We start from the raw sequence: 15,991 nt of genomic DNA on the forward strand, positions 1-15,991 counted from the left end.
ATGGCGCCCTTCCTGCGCAAGCGCATCATCTCCAGCGCGATCCCCCTGGTGTTCGTGGTGCTGGGCGTGTTCTGCCTGGCCCGGCTGACCGGCAACCCCGTCGATCTCTACCTCCCGCTGAGCGCCACCCCCGAGCAGCGCGCGGACTTCTCCGCCGCCCACGGTTTCGACGACTCCCTCCCGGTGCAGCTGTGGGACTACCTCGGCAACGCCGCGCGGCTCGACTTCGGCACATCGCTGCGCACCGGGGAGTCCGCCGACTCGATGGTGCTGGAGGCGTTTCCCGTGACGCTCCAGCTCGCGGGCATGACCATGCTGCTGGCGGTCCTCGGCGCCCTGCTGGTCGGAAGCCTGGCCGCCTACCGGCCCCAGTCGGCCGTCGACCGGCTCGCCGGTCTGCTGTCGATGACCGCGGCCAGCATCCCCGACTTCTGGTTCGCGATCATGGGTGTGCTGGTCTTCGGAGTGGGGCTGGGCTGGCTGCCGACCTCCGGCACCCTGGGCGGTCCGGAGGTATGGGTGCTGCCGCTGGCCACCTTGCTGATCCGCCCGTTCGGGGTGCTCGTGCAGGTGGTCCGCGGCAGCATGGTCGGCGCGCTGTCCGCGCCCTATGTCAAGGTCGCCCGCAGCAAGGGGGCCGATGCCACGCGCGTGGTGTTCGGGCATGCCCTGCGCAACGCCGTCACGCCCGTGCTGACCGTCGCCGGGGATCTCGCCGTCGGCCTCGTCAACGGCGCGGTGGTGGTAGAAACGATCTTCGGCTGGCCCGGGATCGGCAAGCTCATGATCGACTCGATTCTGCAGCGCGACTTCGCGGTGTTGCAGGCCGCCGTCCTGCTCACCGCCGTGACGATCTTCGCGCTGAACATCCTCGTCGACGTCTGCCACGCGCTGATCGACCCCCGAGTGCGCCAGGCGGTACCGGCATGAGCGAAGGAGCCACCATGCCCGCCTCCGATGGCCGTTCACTCTCCGACGCGGCCACGTCCCCACCGCGCTCCCGTCCGCCCCGCTGGTGGCTGCTGCTCGGCAGGGACCGGACGGCGGCCGCCGCGGCCGTCGTGCTGGCCCTGGTGTTCCTCGTCGCGCTGTTCGGGCGGTTGTTCCTCGGCGACCGGGCGGTACGGCAGGACCTGCGCGCCTCGCTGCGTCCGCCCTCCCTCGACCACGGCCTCTCCGGGCTGCTCGGCACGGACGTCCTCGGACGCAGCGTGCTCGCCCGGCTGGTGGACGCCGCCGGGACGACGCTGTCCATCGCGGTGCCCGCGGTGCTGTGCTCGCTGCTGATCGGCTCCGCCCTGGGGCTGTGGGCCGGGTACCACGGAGGCGTGCGCGAGAACGTCGCGATGCGCGTCGCCGATGTCATCCTCAGCTTTCCGTCCCTGCTCATCGCGGTGGTCGTGCTGTACGTCTTCGCGCCCAGCGCCATGAACATCGTGCTGATCCTCGCCGTCGCCCGCGTCCCCGTCTATCTGCGCACCGCCCGCGCGGAGTCGGCCGAGCTGAGAAGCCGTCTGTTCGTCGACGCGGCCCGGACCTTCGGCACCCCCAGCTCGGCCATCATTTACCGGCACCTGCTGCCCATCGCGCTGCCGACGCTGCTGACCGTGGCCACGCTCGACTTCTGCTTCGTCATGCTGACCGAGTCGTCGTTGAGTTTCCTCGGTATCGGCATCCAGCCACCCGAGGTGAGCTGGGGGCTGATGGTGGCCCAGGGCCGCCAGTACCTGCGGACCGCCTGGTGGATCGCCGTACTGCCGGGACTCGCCATCATGCTCACCACCGTGTCGGCCACGGTGCTCGCCGCCTGGGTGCGCCTGGCCACGGACCCCGGACAGCGGTGGCGGCTGACGCTGCCCCGTAAGCGGCGCGGCAACCGGGCCGCCGTACCCCCGGAGATGATCGCGTGAAGCCACCAGCCGCCCTGGAGGTCGAGGGGCTGTGCGTCGATCTGCACACCCCCACCGGCACGCTCCGCGCCGTGGACGGCGTCAGCTTCGGTGTGCACAGGGGGCGCACCCTGGCGCTCCTCGGCGAGTCCGGCTGCGGGAAGTCGATGACCGCGCTGTCCATCGCCGGGCTGCTCGACCCGGTGGCCGAGGTGACGGGCGGAGCCGTGCGGGTGTCCGGCACCGATGTGATGCGGCTCGGCCGGGCCGAGCGCCGGAAGCTGGCCGGTCCCGTGCTGTCGATCGTCTTCCAGGACGCGCTGACCGCGCTCAACCCCGTGCAGCCGGTCGGCCGGCAGCTCGCCGAGCCGTTCCGCATCCACCGCGGGCTGTCGCGGCGCCAGGCCGCGCGGAAGGCGGTGGAGCTGATGACGCGCGTCGGCATCCCCGAACCCCGGCTGCGGGCCCGCTCGTATCCGCACCAGTTCTCCGGCGGCATGCGCCAGCGGCTGCTGATCGCGATGGCCGTCGCCCTGGACCCCGATGTGCTGATCGCCGACGAGCCGACGACCGCGCTCGACGTCACCGTGCAGGCGCAGATCATGCGGCTGCTGCGGGATCTGCGGACCGAGCGGGACATGGCGCTCGTGCTGATCACCCACGACCTGGCGGTGGTCGCCCGGCACGCGGATGACGTCGTGGTGATGTACGCGGGCACCGTGGTCGAGACCGGCCCGGTGCGGGACGTCTTCGCCCGCCCCCGCCACCCTTACACCAAGGCCCTCCTGGGCTCCGTGCCCGAACACGCCGTCAGGGGCCGCCCGCTGCCCGCCGTCCCGGGCAGTCCGCCCGAGCTGAGCGCGGTGCCGTCCGGCTGTGTCTTCCAGGCCAGATGCCCACTGGCCGGTGAACGCTGCGTACGGGAGCGCCCGCCCCTGGAGCCGGTGGCCGCCTCGCGCTCGGTCGCCTGCCACTTCTCCGAGGAGCTGGACCGTGGCTGAGAACGTGCCCGGGAAGGTGTCCGGGAGCCCCGGAACGCCGCTGCTCGAGGTCCGTGGCGTGACGAAGTCGTTCGGCCACGGCCGCCGCAGGCTGACCGCGGTGGACGGAGTCGACCTCCGGGTGGGGCGCGGAGAAACCCTCGGCCTGGTGGGCGAGTCCGGATGCGGAAAGTCGACCCTGGCCAGGGTGGTGCTCGGGCTGGAGCGGCCGGACGCGGGAACGGTGCGCTTCGACGGCATCGACCCGTTCACTCTGAAGGGCCGGGAACTGCTGGCGTGGCGGCGCCGGGTGCAGATGGTGTTCCAGGACCCGTTCGCCTCGCTCAACGCCCGCATGTCCGCGGCCGATCTCATCGGCGAGCCGTGGCGCACCCACCGCGACATCGTGCCCACGGCGCGCGAGCGGGACCGCCGGGTCCTCGAGTTGCTGTCCCTGGTCGGACTGCGCGAGAGCGACGCCCACCGCTACCCGAACGAGTTCTCCGGCGGGCAGCGGCAGCGCATCGGCATCGCCCGCGCGCTGGCCCTCGAACCCGACCTCATCGTGTGCGACGAGCCCGTGTCCGCGCTGGACCTGTCGGTGCAGGCGCAAGTGCTGAACGTGCTCTCCGAGTTGCGGACGCGGCTCGGCGTTTCCTATGTGTTCATCTCCCATGACCTGTCCGTGGTCCGCTACATCTCCGACCGGGTGGCGGTGATGTACCTGGGCAAGGTCATCGAACACGGCGGCGCCGACGATGTCTTCGACCGGCCGCTGCACCCTTACACCGCCGCCCTGATGTCGGCCGCTCCCCGGCTCGATGTGTCCGGGGCGGCTCCCGGGGAGGAGATCGCCCTGCACGGGGAGATTCCCTCCCCGTACGGCATCCCCTCGGGCTGCCGGTTCCGGACCCGCTGCTGGAAGAGCGAGCCCCGCTGCGCCGGGACCGCTCCCCCGGCCGTCACCCGCGCCGCCACGGCGGACCCGGGCCGGGAGCCGCACGAGGGCCTGTGCCACTTTCCGCTGGACGGCTGAGGTGGAGCGGTCGGGCGCGTCACGTGGCCGGTCAGGACGGGTTGTCCGCGTGGGTGAGGGTCGTCCAGGCGTTGAAGTAGTTGTCGGTGCCGGACGGCCGGTGCGCCTCGGTGTACGTCTGGGTGTTGGACATGGCGATGCCCAGGCGGGTGTGGAGGGCGTTGAAGCCGACCTCGGTGACCTCGTCGAGGCCCTTCTTGACCGAGCCCCCGCACAGCCAGGACGGCACGGTGGCGCCGTTCTCGTAGGAGGTGTGGAAGCCCAGGGCGTAGCGCAGCCGGTCCTGGATCTTCGGGTAGAGGTCCTGGCCCTGGATGCGGCTGGTCTCGGCGATGTCCGCGATGGAGGCGAGGCCCCAGCCGGTGTGCCCGAAGTCGCGGCAGGTCTCCTGGGCGAGGCCGTCGGCGAAGGTGCTCTGGCCTTGCCAGTACGTGACGATCTCGGCCTTGGTGTCGATGCTGCTGCCCGCGGGCGGCTTGGGCAGATCGCCGTCACTGGTCAGGTAGACGTACGCCGGGACGCGGGCGAGGTAGGTGCTGACCGCCTTGTCGTAGGTGGTGCGGTCCTCGATGAAGACGGAGATGCCGATCGCGGCCTCGGTCATGACCAGTTGCCAGTTGCCGTTCTTGGTCTCGGCACCGCTGATCACCTCGGGGAGGTAGACGTCGCGCAGCATGGTCGCGAAGCGGCCGGCGCCCGACCAGCCGCCGTCGTAGGTGTACTTGATGATCTCGGCGGCGCGCGGCCAGGTGGATCCGGCCCAGCCGGTCTGCAGCGGGGCGTTGGTGTTGGTGTGATCGGTGATGGTCGCGGACCAGGCGTCCATGATCTCGATCGCCTTCTTGGCGTAGCGGCTGTCCCGGGTGAAGTACCAGGCGAGCGCGTCGGTGTAGGCCGCGATGGCGTCCTGACGCTCCTCGGTGCAGCCGTGGTTGGGGTTGGAGGACGATCCGCACTCCACGACGGCGCGGGGCTTGGGGGTACGCGACAGTGAGGCGTAGGAGCTGCCCATCATGTCGTCGTAGGCGGCCTTCCAGGGCTGCTGGCCGGCCTGCACCTTCGCGCGGGCGTAGTCGAGTTGGCCCCGGCTCACGAGCACTCCGGGGTGGGTGAACGTGGCCGGCGCGGCGGTGGCGCGGGGGGCCGGTCCGGTGAGCTGAAGGCTCAGCAGCCCGGCCAGCAGGGCGAGCACGCCGAGCAGCGCGGTTCTGGTTCGTGCCATCCGATGACCTCTTCCATGCTCGATGGGGGACGCGGTGGCGCAGGATTGGCCTGGACCATAGAAAGAGGTCGTGAACATGTCAATACTCATATGTGGCTCGTGTTCACCTCCTTGTCCATGAAACGGGTCGGTCGGTCAGCTGTCTACGGGCCGGGGGCTGGGTGTCCGCCGCGGGAAGCCGGCTCGGACAGCGCCGCGCGCCGCAGGTGTTCGGCAAGCGCCGCGATGGCCGTCGGGGCGGCCCGGGACTTGGCGCCCCAGGCCAGCAGATGCCGGCGGCGCGACCAGGCGTCCTGGAGGTCACACACGTCGAGCAGTTGGCCGGGGTCGATGGCGCGGCGCGGCACGACGCTCGCGCTGGCCGGAATCGGTCTCCTCCACGCGTCGGCGGGCACGGCGGCGGAGGGCCAACAGGACTCGTTCCACGAGGTGTTCCAGCAGCCGCCCCACTGGAACCCCTGATTCGAGCCGTTCCCGGTCCCGCCGCCGACCGCGGTGGCGGGATCCACGAGCGGATGGCCGAACTCCGCCGCTACAGCGTCCAGTGCTGGTGGAGAACGCACTGGACGCCACCCTGACACCACGCTGTGCCGCGCGGAGACCCGAGCGGATCGAGGCCATGGCGCCCTACACCCAGGGCGGCCTGGTGCACCGGGCCTCCCGCCCGGTTCCGGCCTAACCGGTTGCCGGTACAGATTCGTGCCATCTACGATGCACTTATGGGTTCCCTGTGATCGGTACGTGTGGTCCGCGAAGGTGTGGGACGTCGAGCCTGGCTCCGTCACCGCGCCCCGCCGTGCACCCCTGAGAAGACGGACGCGCTGCGATTCCTTCGTCATGCGCTGTCAACCGTCTGCGTTTTCCAACGGTCTGCTGTGTGCGCGGCGACATCACTCGAACCAGATCAGGAGGACTTCTGCGTGTCGACAGCGCAACTCACTCTGCATGACATCACCAAGCGTTACCAGGACCACGTCGTACTCGACCGGATCGGTTTCACGATCAAGCCGGGCGAGAAGGTCGGTGTCATCGGGGACAACGGATCCGGCAAGTCCACGCTGATCAAGCTCATCGCCGGTCAGGAACAGCCGGACAACGGTGCGCTGACGGTGGTCGCGCCCGGTGGCGTCGGCTATCTGGCCCAGGCACTGGAGCTGCCGCTGGACGCCACGGTCCAGGACGCCGTCGATCTGGCCCTGGCCGACCTGCGGGAGCTGGAGGAGGGCATGCGCCGGGCCGAGGCCGAGCTGGCCGAACGGCCCTACCAGGCGGGCCAGGATCCCGAACTCGCCAGCCTCCTGGAGGATTACGCCGCGCTGGTGGACCGGTATCAGGCCCGCGGCGGCTACGAGGCCGACTCGCGCGTGGAGATCGCGCTGCACGGGCTCGGGCTGCCCGGGCTGGCGCGCGACCGGCGGCTGGGCACCCTGTCCGGAGGCGAGCGCTCACGCCTCGCCCTGGCGGCGACGCTGGCCTCGGAGCCCGAACTGCTGCTGCTGGACGAGCCGACCAACGATCTGGACGACCGGGCCGTGAGCTGGCTGGAGGAACACCTGCGCAAACACAAAGGCACCGTCGTCGCAGTCACCCATGACCGGCTCTTCCTCGACCGCCTCACCACCACGATCCTGGAGATCGACTTCGGCAAGGTGGCCCGCTACGGCAACGGCTACGAGGGCTACCTGGCGGCCAAGGCAGCGGAACGGCAGCGCCGGCTGCTGGAGTACGAGCAGTGGCGCGCCGAACTGGACCGCAGCCGCGACCTGATCACGTCCAACGTTGCACGGCTGGACAACATCCCGCGCAAGCTCCCCTTCGCCGTCTTCGGCGCCGGGCAGTTCCGGATGCGCGGGCGGGGCCACGGCGCCATGGTGCGGATCCGCAACGCCAAGGAACGCGTCGCGCGGCTGACCGAGAACCCGGTCGCGCCGCCGCCCGAGCCGCTCACCTTCTCCGCCGAGATCACCACCGAGGCCGCGCTTTCCGAGGAGACGGTGGCCCAACTCACCGACGTCCGGGTCGCCGACCGGCTCGGCATCGACTCCCTGCGCCTCGGGCCCGGTGAGCGGCTGCTGATCACCGGGCCCAACGGGGCCGGCAAGACGACGCTGCTGCGGGTGCTCTCCGGGGAGCTGGCGCCCGACAGCGGATCGGTGCGGGTAGCGGGCCGCGTGGGGCATCTGCGGCAGGAACAGACACCATGGCCACAAGGGATGACGGTGCTTCAGGCGTTCAGCAGCGGACGGGTCGGCGACATCGGCGAGCACACCGAGGCGCTGCTCTCCCTCGGCTTGTTCAGCCCGGACGACCTACGGCAGCGTGTGCGGGACCTGTCGTACGGGCAGCGGCGCCGCATCGAACTCGCCCGGCTGGTGACCGAGCCGGTCGACCTGCTGCTGCTGGACGAACCCACCAACCACCTCTCGCCCGCGCTCGTCGAGGAACTGGAAGAGGCGCTGACCGGCTATCAAGGCACGGTCGCCGTCGTCACCCACGACCGGCGCATGCGGTCCCGCTTCAAGGGCGCCCATCTGACAATGTGGAACGGACACGTCGCCGAGTTCACCACCGCCTGATCGCCGAAGCGGTGTGAGGGAGGGACGGCACAAGGTGTCCGTCCCTCCGGAGGGGATGAGGGAGGCCTCGGCCCTGGGCGGCGATCAGCGCCTCGGCGCCAAGGCAGTCGCATGCTTGGCACCCTATTTCTTGCGCCAAGATTCGCTCCGCACGGGCCACCGTGGGATCCGGGCCCCACGGGCCCTCGGTAGCCTCGACGGGTGATCGGTCGTACGGGTGGTGTTGACGATGACGACGCGCGGGTGACCGCGCGAGCCGCTTGGGCGGCGGCACTGCCTGCCGGGGTGGACGCGCTCCTGTGGGCGGTGCTGATGGCGGCGGGCGTCCTCTGGTACGCGGACCGGGCGCGGCCGTCCCTGGTGACGGGGCTGTTGCTGCCGGCCTTGGTGCTGGCGGTGGCGGTCCCGGGCAGCCGCAGGCGGCCCGGCGGCGCCGTGTTCCTTGCCAACGGACTGTGCGCGCTCGGCCTGGCCTCACCTGGCACACCGGCGAACGCCTACCTGCTGTCCCTGGCCGTCCTGTCCTGCCTGCTCGCCACCAGGTCCCTCGACACCGGAGCCGCCCTGCGCGTGTTCGGCGGCTGCGTGGCGGTGGACCTCGGGCTGTGCGCCGTACTGCGGGCGGGCGCCGTTCACTGGTTCTACGCCGTGACGCTGTTGCCCGCGGCCATGGTGCTGCCCTGGCTGATCGGGCGCTACTGGCACGCCGGGCAGGCCCTGGTGCACGGCGGCTGGCAGCGCGCGCACAGCATGGAGAGGCAGCAGGGTCATGTCGCCGAGCAGGCGCGTCTGAGGGAGCGGACCAGGATCGCTGCCGAGATACACGATTCCTCGGGCACGAGCTCAGCCTCATCGGCTTGCGCGCGGGGGCTCTGGAGCTGTCTCCGACCCTGTCGGGCCAGGACCGGAAGGACCTCGCCGAGCTGCGGGTGATGGTCTCGGACGCGGTCGACCATCTACGGGACGCCATCGGGGTGCTGCGCGAGGGCCCCGCAGCGGAGCGGGCACCCGAGCCGGTGCCGGCGCACGGGCCTGCCGCCGTCTCGGTGGAGTCCCTGGAGCAACTCGTCGGGCGTGTGCGGGAGTCAGGCGTCACGGTGGAGCTGCGCGGAGACGGTGAGGGCGCCCTGCCGCCGGTGGTCGACCGGGCGGTGTACCGCGTGGTGCAGGAGTCACTGACCAACGCCGTCAAGCACGCTCCCGGCAGTGAGATCCTCGTCGGCATCATCCGCGAGGGCGGCTGGACCACGGTGCGGGTGACGAACACGGCTCCACGGTCGGCTGCGGCGCCCGCCGTGGAGCAGGGCGGGTATGGGCTGGCCGGGCTACGGGAACGGGCCCTGACCGCCCGAGTCGTTCCGCTACCCGTCCGACCGCATGAGGGCTGAGCCCGCGCCCGCCGGCTCCACCTGCGAGTTCTACCGGTCCAACATCAATCTCCTGGAGCGGGTGGACGTGTACTGGCTCTGCTGGTCGGACGGCCGGCTGGTGGTCAAGGACGTGATGCCGGGCGTGCCGGGCGCCGTCTGAGGGATCGCGCTCGCTCTCGATCCGCTCACCGTTCCTCACCGCGGCCGGTGTCGACGGACGTCCGCACGGGGAGCAGGTGGGGGCGTTTGGCGGTGCGGCCGTCACCGGTCGAGCGGCCGCGAAGGCGCCGGCCGACCCAGGGGCCGAGGAAGGCGGCGGCCCAGCGCGGTTCCGCGGCGGTGGCCCGCCATCCGGTGGGGGAAGGCGTGACGGGAGGGGGCAGGGGGTGTGTCCAGTCGTCGTTGCTGTTCGGGAGAGCGAGGGCATGGGCGAGGGCAGCGGCGATCCGCTGGTGGCCGAGGGGGCTGGCGTGAAGCCGGTCGGGGCTCCACAGGCGGGAGTCGGTGACCACCGCGTGGTGACCGGTCTCCGCGACGGTGACTTTGTGGCGACGGGCCGCGCGGCGGATGGCTGCGTTGAGGGCGGTGACGCGGGAGGTGAGTGGCCGGGCGAGCGGCGATGCGCGCGGGGTCGGGGAAGGTGAGGGTGGCGACGTGGGCGCCCTGAGCGGTCAGCGCGGCGAATCCTTGATGTCGAATGTCAGGCCGTCGACGGCCGCGGTCGCGCCATAGCGTTTCGTCAGACCTCTGAGCGTGATCACGTATCTCCTTCGGTCACCGGTGTTCCAGGACGTCCACGACCGTAGGAATCACCGGGCCCCTCCCACGTCGCTCCGGCGGAGGTGATCACACCCCTTACTTTCGTCAGGGGTTCCCCTGCCGAACGCCCAATCCGCGGACGCGGTCCGGTGGTTAGGCTGTGGCGGTGGTGCGCGTGCTGGTGGCAGACGATGAGGCGATGGTCCGCGCCGGCGTGCGCGCGATTCTGGCCCGGGACTCCGGGATCGAGGTCGTGGCGGAGGCTGCCGACGGGCGCGAGGCCGTCGAGGCGGCCCATCGACACCGGCCGACCGTGACCCTCATGGACATCCAGATGCCTCGGCTGGACGGGATCACCGCCGCCGCCCGGATCTACCGGAACCTGCCGGACACCGCGGTGATCATGCTGACCACGTTCGGCGAGGACGACTTCATCGCGCACGCCCTGCGCGTGGGCGCGAGCGGCTTCCTGCTCAAGGCGGACGACCCCAGGGAGCTGCTGACGGGCGTGCACGCGGTGGCCGCCGGAGGCGCCTGCCTGTCACCGAGAGTCGCCGCCCGGGTGATCAGTGGGCTGCGCACGGGGCGCATGGCCGGCGCGATGCCGCCCCGCCACCAGGTCGAACAGCTCACCGAGCGCGAGCACTCCGTCCTCACTCTGCTCGGCTCGGGACTGTCCAACGCCGAGATCGCCTCCCGCCTGCACCTGGTGGAGGGCACCGTGAAAGCACACGTCAGCGCGATCCTCGGCAAGCTGGGAGTACGCAACTGCGTGGAGGCGGCGCTCGCGGCCTGGGAGGCGGGCCTGGTCGGCCGCGATGGCCAGCGCTGTGACCGCAGGTTGCCCGCCGAGACCGACCGGCCGTACGACGTCATACGACCGCTCGGCCCGGGGGTGGTGTTCCGCGGGATGACCGGCTCAGCCAGCGGCGAGACCGGCCTTGAGGGCGGTGGTGATGCGCACGACACGCTCGGCCTGGACGCGAGCGGCCTCGCGGGTGGTCCGGTCGACGGGGTTGTCGCCCTGTGCGTCCACGTGGGAGGTGCCGTAGGGGTTGCCGTCGGCGAACTTGGCGGGGTCGGTGTAACCGGGGGCGACGACGATGCCGCCGAAGTGGTGGAAGGAGTTGTACAGGGCGAGCAGGGTGGACTCCTGGCCGCCATGCGTCGTGGCGGAGGAAGTGAACCCGCTGTAGACCTTGTCGGCGAGCTTGCCCTGGCCCCACAGGCCGCCGAGAGTGTCGATGAACTGCTTCAGCTGCGAGGCGATGTTGCCGAAGCGGGTGGGGGAACCGAAGATCACGGCGTCGGCCCACTCGATGTCGGCCGGGGTGGCCTCCGGGATGCCGGCGGTGGCGGCGGCGTTGGCCGCCCAGGCGGCGTTGGAGTCTATCGCGTCCTGCGGGGCCAGTTCGGCCGCCTTGAGCAGGCGGACCTCGGCGCCGGCATCCTTCGCGCACTGGGCGATGTGCTTGCCGATCTCGGCGATGGTTCCGGTGGAGGAGTAGTAGACGACAGCTACCTTGATCGGGGTGCTCACGGCTGTGGTCTCCGTTCCGTTGGTGTCATTCGTTCGAGTGCGGCTGAAGATGCCCATGCCGGATGTCATCCGTGGGGTCCATGCCCGCCGATCGAACATCAGTTGAACCGTAAATCATGGGGAGGGCGATCGCGCCCATGGGGTGACGGGAATAACCCTGCCCACCATTTTGTATAACGTTCAACTAGATGCCCGGGTCGGCACCTCCGGCCGCACGAACAGGAAGGACGGCACCATGGCCCTCCCCCTCGACATCCGGCGCACCGACGAGCGCTTCCACACCCGCGCCGGCTGGCTGGACTCCCACCACTCCTTCTCCTTCTCGCACCACCGGGACCCCCAGAACACCCATTTCGGGCTTCTGCTGGTCTCCAACGACGATGTCGTCGCCCCCGGCACCGGCTTCGAGACCCACCCCCACCGGGACATGGAGATCATCACCTGGGTCCTCGACGGCAGCCTCGTCCACCAGGACTCCGAGGGCCACAACGGGGTGATCTACCCCGGCCTCGCCCAGCGGATGAGCGCCGGCACCGGCATCCTGCACAGCGAGAAGAACGACTCCTGGACCCTGACCGGCCGGCCCGAGCACCACGACCCCGTCCACTTCATCCAGATGTGGACCATTCCCGACGAGTCCGGTATCCGCCCCGGCTACGAACAGCTCGACATCAACGACGAACTCGCCCTCGGCGGCTGGACCACTCTCGCCTCCGGCATGCCCGGGCACGGCGACCAGCGCGCGATCGGCATCCGGCAGAAGCACGCCGCCCTGCACGTCGCGCGCATCCGCCCCGCCGAGACCCTGGAGATCGTGGCCGCCCCCTTCGTCCACCTCTTCGTCGCGCGCGGCAGCGCCGAACTGGAGGGCGCGGGAGCGCTGGCCACCGGCGACGCGGTCCGGATCACCGGTGCCGAGGGCCGGCGCGTCACCGGCGGCCCCGACGGCGCCGAGGTGCTCATGTGGGAGATGAACGCCGCCATCTCCATGGCCTGACCCGCCGGGCAGTCGTTCTGCGCGCCGCGCGGCCCCCGCGCGGCGCGTGGGCGACATCGACCGGCGATCACCCGTGGAGCGAGCGGGCTACCGGACCGTTGCCCTTGAAGCGCTGACCCATGGCGATCTCATCGCCCACTACCGACCAGACGGTCTCGTCGTCCCGGAAGGGGAGCGGGTCGACGCTGCTCGTCTCCTCACGGATGCGATCGACCTCGCCGTCCAGGCGCTCGAAGTCGGCTTCCGCCTCGTCCTCGTCGCCGCTGAAGGTGAACTCCTCGAGCAGGCGCTGGAGCCGGAGGGTGACCTGGACGAGGGAGGAGACGTCCGCGTGGAGTTCGGCCACGGTCTCCTCGTCGGGGTCGAAGGCGTGCACCGTGCCGGATACGGGGTCGAGGGCGAGGTGCGCGTTGAGCAGCCAGCCGATGACGGGCCAGCCACCCGCGCCCTCCGCGGCGTCCTCGAAGTCCTCGACGCGGACGACGTCCTGGACGAGGGGCAGCAGGCCGTCGTCCTCGTCGGCCGGACGCAGCAGGAGCGTCCCCGTGGGGACGCCGACGGTCCGCAGGAGGCGGGCGCCCTCGGTGTCCGCGGTGGCGGGCGGGAAGGCGGTGGCGGGCACGGTCGCGACCCGGTCCTCGCCGAAGACGTCGACGAGCTCGCTGCGGGTGAGGTCGAAAAGCACTTCCGGAACTCCGAACTGGGTGGCGGCACGGGCGCCGTGGGGCCCTTGGCGGACGCTATCCGACTGAACCGAGCCCCACCAAGATCGGCGAGCGCGCGTCCTGTCAGGAGCGCTGTGGCTGATCCGCCGCCGACCACCCGATCAGCGCACCGCGCAGGGCTGCCACCAAACGCGTGGCCGCCTCGTCCTCGGTGTGTCCGCTCTTGATGAGGTCGAGGATGTCGCGCGGGTCGAACAACGCGTTCCACAGCCAGAGGGCTTCGTCGCCGAGATCTCCGAGGCCGAGCTCCCGCGTGGTCTGCCGCAGTGGCTCCGCGAGTGCTTCGGCCTGCGGGGTGAGGTAGCCGGTGTTTTCGCGCAGACGCTCGAGATAGCCGCGGTGCGAGCGCATCTGCGCCATCGCGCCGCCGTGTTCGAGGACGAGGGACACCCAGTGCCGTGACACCGCGTCGAGTCTCGCCATGCCCCGGCTGGTCTGCCGGGCGCTGAAGTCCCTCAGCTGTGTGCCCACTTGGGCGCGGAAGGCGTGCAGGACCTCCTCGACGGAAGGGAAGTGGCGGTAGGCCGTCGCCGTGGACACCTCGGCGTGCTTGGCGATCTCGGCGAGGCTGACGGGCGTCGGAGAGTTCTCGAACAGCCGCGCGGCCGCCTTGATGAGGTGCCTGCGGTTGCGCTCGGTATCACTGCGCATGGGGCGACTCCTCGTCGCGTTCGGGGCCGGGTTCATCGCAGCGCCGCGAGACCGTCGGCCAGCCTGCGGACACCCTCGACGATGGACTGCGGGCCGGCGGCGTACGACAGGCGCAGGTGCTTCTCGCCGCACGCCCCGAACTCGCTCCCCGGCCGGACGACGACGCCGTGCGCCCGCAAGCCGGCGACGACCTCCACGGAGGGCAGGTCGAGGTCGTAGCGCGGGAACTGGTAGAAGGCCCCTTCGGGTGCGCTGAGGGTCAGACCGGGAATCGCGGCCAGCTCGGCGCGCATGATCTCGCGGCGCTGTTCGTACGCGGCGCGCATCCGGGCGACGTCTTCGTCGCAGCTCTCCACCGCGACGAGCGCGGCGTCCTGGACGACGGTGTTGACGGAGCCGTTGAAGGTGTTGTGGACGCGCGCGGATGCCTGGATGAGCTGCGAAGGCCCCCAGAGGTAGCCGACGCGCCAGCCGCCGCACCGACGCGGGACACCACGCGCGGCCGACAACCCCTGCCCGGCGACCGGCCGTTCGGACAGTGAGCCCCGGCTGAGTCTCCTGGGCTCGGGCGCGCCCGTTCACGTACCATCCGGGCAGTGCGGGGCCCGCCATCTCCGACAGCCCGCCCCGCCACCCGTCAGCAAGGAGTTCTCATGTCCAAGCCGCCGCTGCCGCCCGAGGCCGACGCCCTGCTGCGCCGCCCCAATCCGGCCGTCATGGCCACCGTGCGCTCGGACGGCACCCCCGTGTCCACTCCCACCTGGTACGCGTGGGAGGACGGCCGCGTCCTGGTCAACCTGGACGACGGCCGGGTACGGCTGAAGCACCTGCGCCGCGATCCGCGGGTGACCCTCACCGTCCTGGACAAGGACGACTGGTACACCCATGTCACGCTCATCGGACGTGTCGTGGAGATGCGCGAGGACGAGGGCCTGGCCGACATCGACCGCATCGCCCACCACTACATCGGCGGGCCCTACCCGGACCGGGACCGCTCCCGTACCAGCGCCTGGATCGAGGTCGAGCGGTGGCACGGCTGGGGTTCGATGAAGGACAACGACCAGGCGTCCGGGTAAGTGCCGTGTGCGTGGGGAGGCCCCTCCTCACGCACACGCACCGCCCGGGCCGGGTCCTCGCTTACACGATGCCGAATTCCACCCGCGCGCGGTCCACCATCCGGCGGGCGTGCCGCAGTCCGATCCGGTCCAGCACACCGGCCAGATCGGCCAGATCGGCGGCCGTCCGGGCGCGGTCGCGCCCGAGCCGGGCCAGGGACTTGACGAGTCCCAGCCGGGCGAGGGCCTCGCCGCGCGGCTCGCTCATGGCGCGGAACTCGGTCAGTGCCTGCTGGTAGACGTCACGCGCCTCCGCGCAACGACCCGCGCGATAGAGCACATTGCCGCGCATCTTGTGGTTGTACGCCAGCGCGCTCATCAGGTTCATCTCGCGACACGTCACCTCCGCCTCGGCGAGCAGGTCCAGCGCACGGTCCACGTCGCCGTCGCGCACCGAGACGATGTCGGCCAAGCCGCGCAGGGCCCAGGCGTGTCCGCGCCGGTCCTCGGCCTGCGCGGCGATCGCCGCGGACTCCTCGAACATCGCGTACGCCGTGTCGTACGATCCGGTGTTGCGATGCATCTGGGCGATCCCCTCCAGCGCCCATACGGTGTGCCGTGCCTCGCCGCGCTCCCGCGCCTCGGCGAGAAGTTGCTCGTGCAGCGCGCCCACGGCCTCGTAATCCCCCTGGATGCGGCCCGTCTCCGCCAATCCGGCGAGCGAGTAGCCACGGGCGAGGATGTCCCCTCCCTGTTCGGCGAGTTCGGCCGCGAACCCGAGCAGACGCCACGCCAGTGCCAGCGCGCCCCGCTGCCGGGCGAGGGTGCCGCCACTCCACAGCGCCCACGCCATCGCCCCGGCGTCCCCCGCCGTACGGGCCGCCCGATAGCTGGCCTTCCACTCCCGGTCGGCATCCGACACATTCCCCAGCCTGCGGTTCGCCTCGGCCACCGCCAGCCCCACGCGCGCCGTCTCCCGGGGGCAGCCGCTGCGCTCGGCCGCCCGCAACCGTTCGGTGCCCGCGGCCAGTACGTCGACCAGCGACGAGTTCACGGACAGGGTGGTGAGGGAGCCCTGGTACTCCGGGGCGAATGCCTTGTCGTACATGGGTGCCTTTCCGTCTTCGTTCCACGGAAGCGCGCGCCACCTTTCTGTCCACTCCCTCTATACACCGAGTGTATAGAGGGGCG

At 71.0% G+C, this 15,991-nt stretch carries 17 protein-coding genes and 2 pseudogenes; 11 read left to right on the plus strand and 8 right to left on the minus strand.

Going from position 1 to position 15,991, the window contains the following annotated elements; translation table 11 throughout:
* From ABZ562_RS02190 to ABZ562_RS02205, 4 genes are read left to right on the plus strand one after another with little or no spacing between them, the layout of a single operon-like run.
* Nucleotides 1–930, plus strand: a complete 930-nt coding sequence (locus ABZ562_RS02190) for an ABC transporter permease (protein WP_361472727.1) — start codon at nucleotides 1–3, stop codon at nucleotides 928–930.
* 14 nt (nucleotides 931–944) lie between these two features.
* Nucleotides 945–1,910 (plus strand): ABC transporter permease, encoded by a 966-nt coding sequence (locus ABZ562_RS02195; protein ID WP_361472729.1) that lies wholly within the window; start codon nucleotides 945–947, stop codon nucleotides 1,908–1,910.
* Nucleotides 1,907–2,890: an ABC transporter ATP-binding protein gene (locus tag ABZ562_RS02200; RefSeq protein WP_361472732.1), complete on the plus strand. Its 984-nt coding sequence runs from the start codon at nucleotides 1,907–1,909 to the stop codon at nucleotides 2,888–2,890. Before ABZ562_RS02195 ends, ABZ562_RS02200 begins: the two co-directional genes overlap by 4 nt.
* Nucleotides 2,883–3,905, plus strand: coding sequence for an ABC transporter ATP-binding protein (locus ABZ562_RS02205; protein ID WP_361472735.1), 1,023 nt, complete (start codon nucleotides 2,883–2,885; stop codon nucleotides 3,903–3,905). The genes ABZ562_RS02200 and ABZ562_RS02205 overlap by 8 nt, the downstream gene beginning before the upstream one ends.
* 31 nt (nucleotides 3,906–3,936) lie before the next feature.
* On the opposite strand, the gene ABZ562_RS02210 is transcribed toward ABZ562_RS02205, so the two are convergent.
* Nucleotides 3,937–5,127: an alginate lyase family protein gene (locus ABZ562_RS02210; RefSeq protein WP_361472737.1), complete on the minus strand. Its 1,191-nt coding sequence runs from the start codon at nucleotides 5,125–5,127 to the stop codon at nucleotides 3,937–3,939.
* Nucleotides 5,128–5,270: 143 nt separating this feature from the next.
* On the minus strand, nucleotides 5,271–5,690 hold the full coding sequence (locus ABZ562_RS02215) for a hypothetical protein (protein WP_361472740.1): 420 nt from the start codon (nucleotides 5,688–5,690) through the stop codon (nucleotides 5,271–5,273).
* Nucleotides 5,691–6,047: 357 nt separating this feature from the next.
* Between ABZ562_RS02215 and car(A) the strand changes: the two genes are divergently transcribed.
* The 4 genes from car(A) to ABZ562_RS02235 all read left to right on the plus strand — a co-directional run bounded on the left by car(A) (nucleotide 6,048) and on the right by ABZ562_RS02235 (nucleotide 9,233).
* Complete coding sequence (car(A), locus tag ABZ562_RS02220) at nucleotides 6,048–7,703, plus strand: ABC-F type ribosomal protection protein Car(A) (protein WP_361472743.1); 1,656 nt, start codon at nucleotides 6,048–6,050, stop codon at nucleotides 7,701–7,703.
* 201 nt (nucleotides 7,704–7,904) lie between these two features.
* Nucleotides 7,905–8,636 (plus strand): hypothetical protein, encoded by a 732-nt coding sequence (locus ABZ562_RS02225; protein ID WP_361472746.1) that lies wholly within the window; start codon nucleotides 7,905–7,907, stop codon nucleotides 8,634–8,636.
* A complete protein-coding gene (locus ABZ562_RS02230; protein WP_361472748.1) occupies nucleotides 8,561–9,091 on the plus strand; it encodes a hypothetical protein in 531 nt (176 codons plus the stop codon). The genes ABZ562_RS02225 and ABZ562_RS02230 overlap by 76 nt, the downstream gene beginning before the upstream one ends.
* The gene (locus tag ABZ562_RS02235) at nucleotides 9,081–9,233 is read left to right on the plus strand and encodes a hypothetical protein (RefSeq protein WP_361472751.1); all 153 of its coding nucleotides are present in this window, start codon (nucleotides 9,081–9,083) and stop codon (nucleotides 9,231–9,233) included. The genes ABZ562_RS02230 and ABZ562_RS02235 overlap by 11 nt, the downstream gene beginning before the upstream one ends.
* A 25-nt stretch (nucleotides 9,234–9,258) precedes the next feature.
* Here ABZ562_RS02235 and ABZ562_RS02240 read toward each other — a convergent pair.
* Nucleotides 9,259–9,757, minus strand: a pseudogene (locus ABZ562_RS02240) (SGNH/GDSL hydrolase family protein); the annotation flags it as partial.
* A gap of 241 nt (nucleotides 9,758–9,998) precedes the next feature.
* Between ABZ562_RS02240 and ABZ562_RS02245 the strand changes: the two are divergent.
* Nucleotides 9,999–10,649 (plus strand): annotated as a pseudogene (locus ABZ562_RS02245) (response regulator transcription factor); the annotation flags it as partial.
* Between the two features lie 102 nt (nucleotides 10,650–10,751).
* Here ABZ562_RS02245 and wrbA read toward each other — a convergent pair.
* The gene (gene wrbA / locus ABZ562_RS02250; protein WP_361472754.1) at nucleotides 10,752–11,372 is read right to left on the minus strand and encodes an NAD(P)H:quinone oxidoreductase; all 621 of its coding nucleotides are present in this window, start codon (nucleotides 11,370–11,372) and stop codon (nucleotides 10,752–10,754) included.
* A gap of 235 nt (nucleotides 11,373–11,607) precedes the next feature.
* Between wrbA and ABZ562_RS02255 the strand changes: the two genes are divergently transcribed.
* Nucleotides 11,608–12,369, plus strand: coding sequence for a pirin family protein (locus ABZ562_RS02255; RefSeq protein WP_361472756.1), 762 nt, complete (start codon nucleotides 11,608–11,610; stop codon nucleotides 12,367–12,369).
* Nucleotides 12,370–12,436: 67 nt separating this feature from the next.
* Here the strand turns inward: ABZ562_RS02255 and ABZ562_RS02260 are convergent, their stop codons facing one another.
* From ABZ562_RS02260 to ABZ562_RS02270, 3 genes are all read right to left on the minus strand, one after another.
* Nucleotides 12,437–13,054, minus strand: coding sequence for an SUKH-4 family immunity protein (locus tag ABZ562_RS02260; RefSeq protein ID WP_361472759.1), 618 nt, complete (start codon nucleotides 13,052–13,054; stop codon nucleotides 12,437–12,439).
* Nucleotides 13,055–13,157: 103 nt separating this feature from the next.
* Nucleotides 13,158–13,745, minus strand: a complete 588-nt coding sequence (locus ABZ562_RS02265) for a helix-turn-helix domain-containing protein (RefSeq protein ID WP_361472762.1) — start codon at nucleotides 13,743–13,745, stop codon at nucleotides 13,158–13,160.
* A gap of 32 nt (nucleotides 13,746–13,777) precedes the next feature.
* Nucleotides 13,778–14,254 carry an aminotransferase class I/II-fold pyridoxal phosphate-dependent enzyme gene (locus tag ABZ562_RS02270; RefSeq protein WP_361472765.1) on the minus strand — a complete coding sequence of 159 codons (477 nt, stop codon included), beginning with the start codon at nucleotides 14,252–14,254 and terminating at the stop codon, nucleotides 13,778–13,780.
* A 144-nt stretch (nucleotides 14,255–14,398) separates the two neighbouring features.
* On the opposite strand from ABZ562_RS02270, the gene ABZ562_RS02275 reads away from it, so the two are divergent.
* Nucleotides 14,399–14,821, plus strand: coding sequence for a PPOX class F420-dependent oxidoreductase (locus ABZ562_RS02275; RefSeq protein WP_361472767.1), 423 nt, complete (start codon nucleotides 14,399–14,401; stop codon nucleotides 14,819–14,821).
* Nucleotides 14,822–14,882: 61 nt separating this feature from the next.
* Here ABZ562_RS02275 and ABZ562_RS02280 read toward each other — a convergent pair whose 3' ends face one another.
* Complete coding sequence (locus tag ABZ562_RS02280; RefSeq protein WP_361472769.1) at nucleotides 14,883–15,908, minus strand: tetratricopeptide repeat protein; 1,026 nt, start codon at nucleotides 15,906–15,908, stop codon at nucleotides 14,883–14,885.
* Nucleotides 15,909–15,991 lie beyond the last annotated feature (83 nt).

The organism is Streptomyces sp. NPDC019937, from assembly GCF_040631655.1.
Taxonomy (GTDB): domain Bacteria; phylum Actinomycetota; class Actinomycetes; order Streptomycetales; family Streptomycetaceae; genus Streptomyces.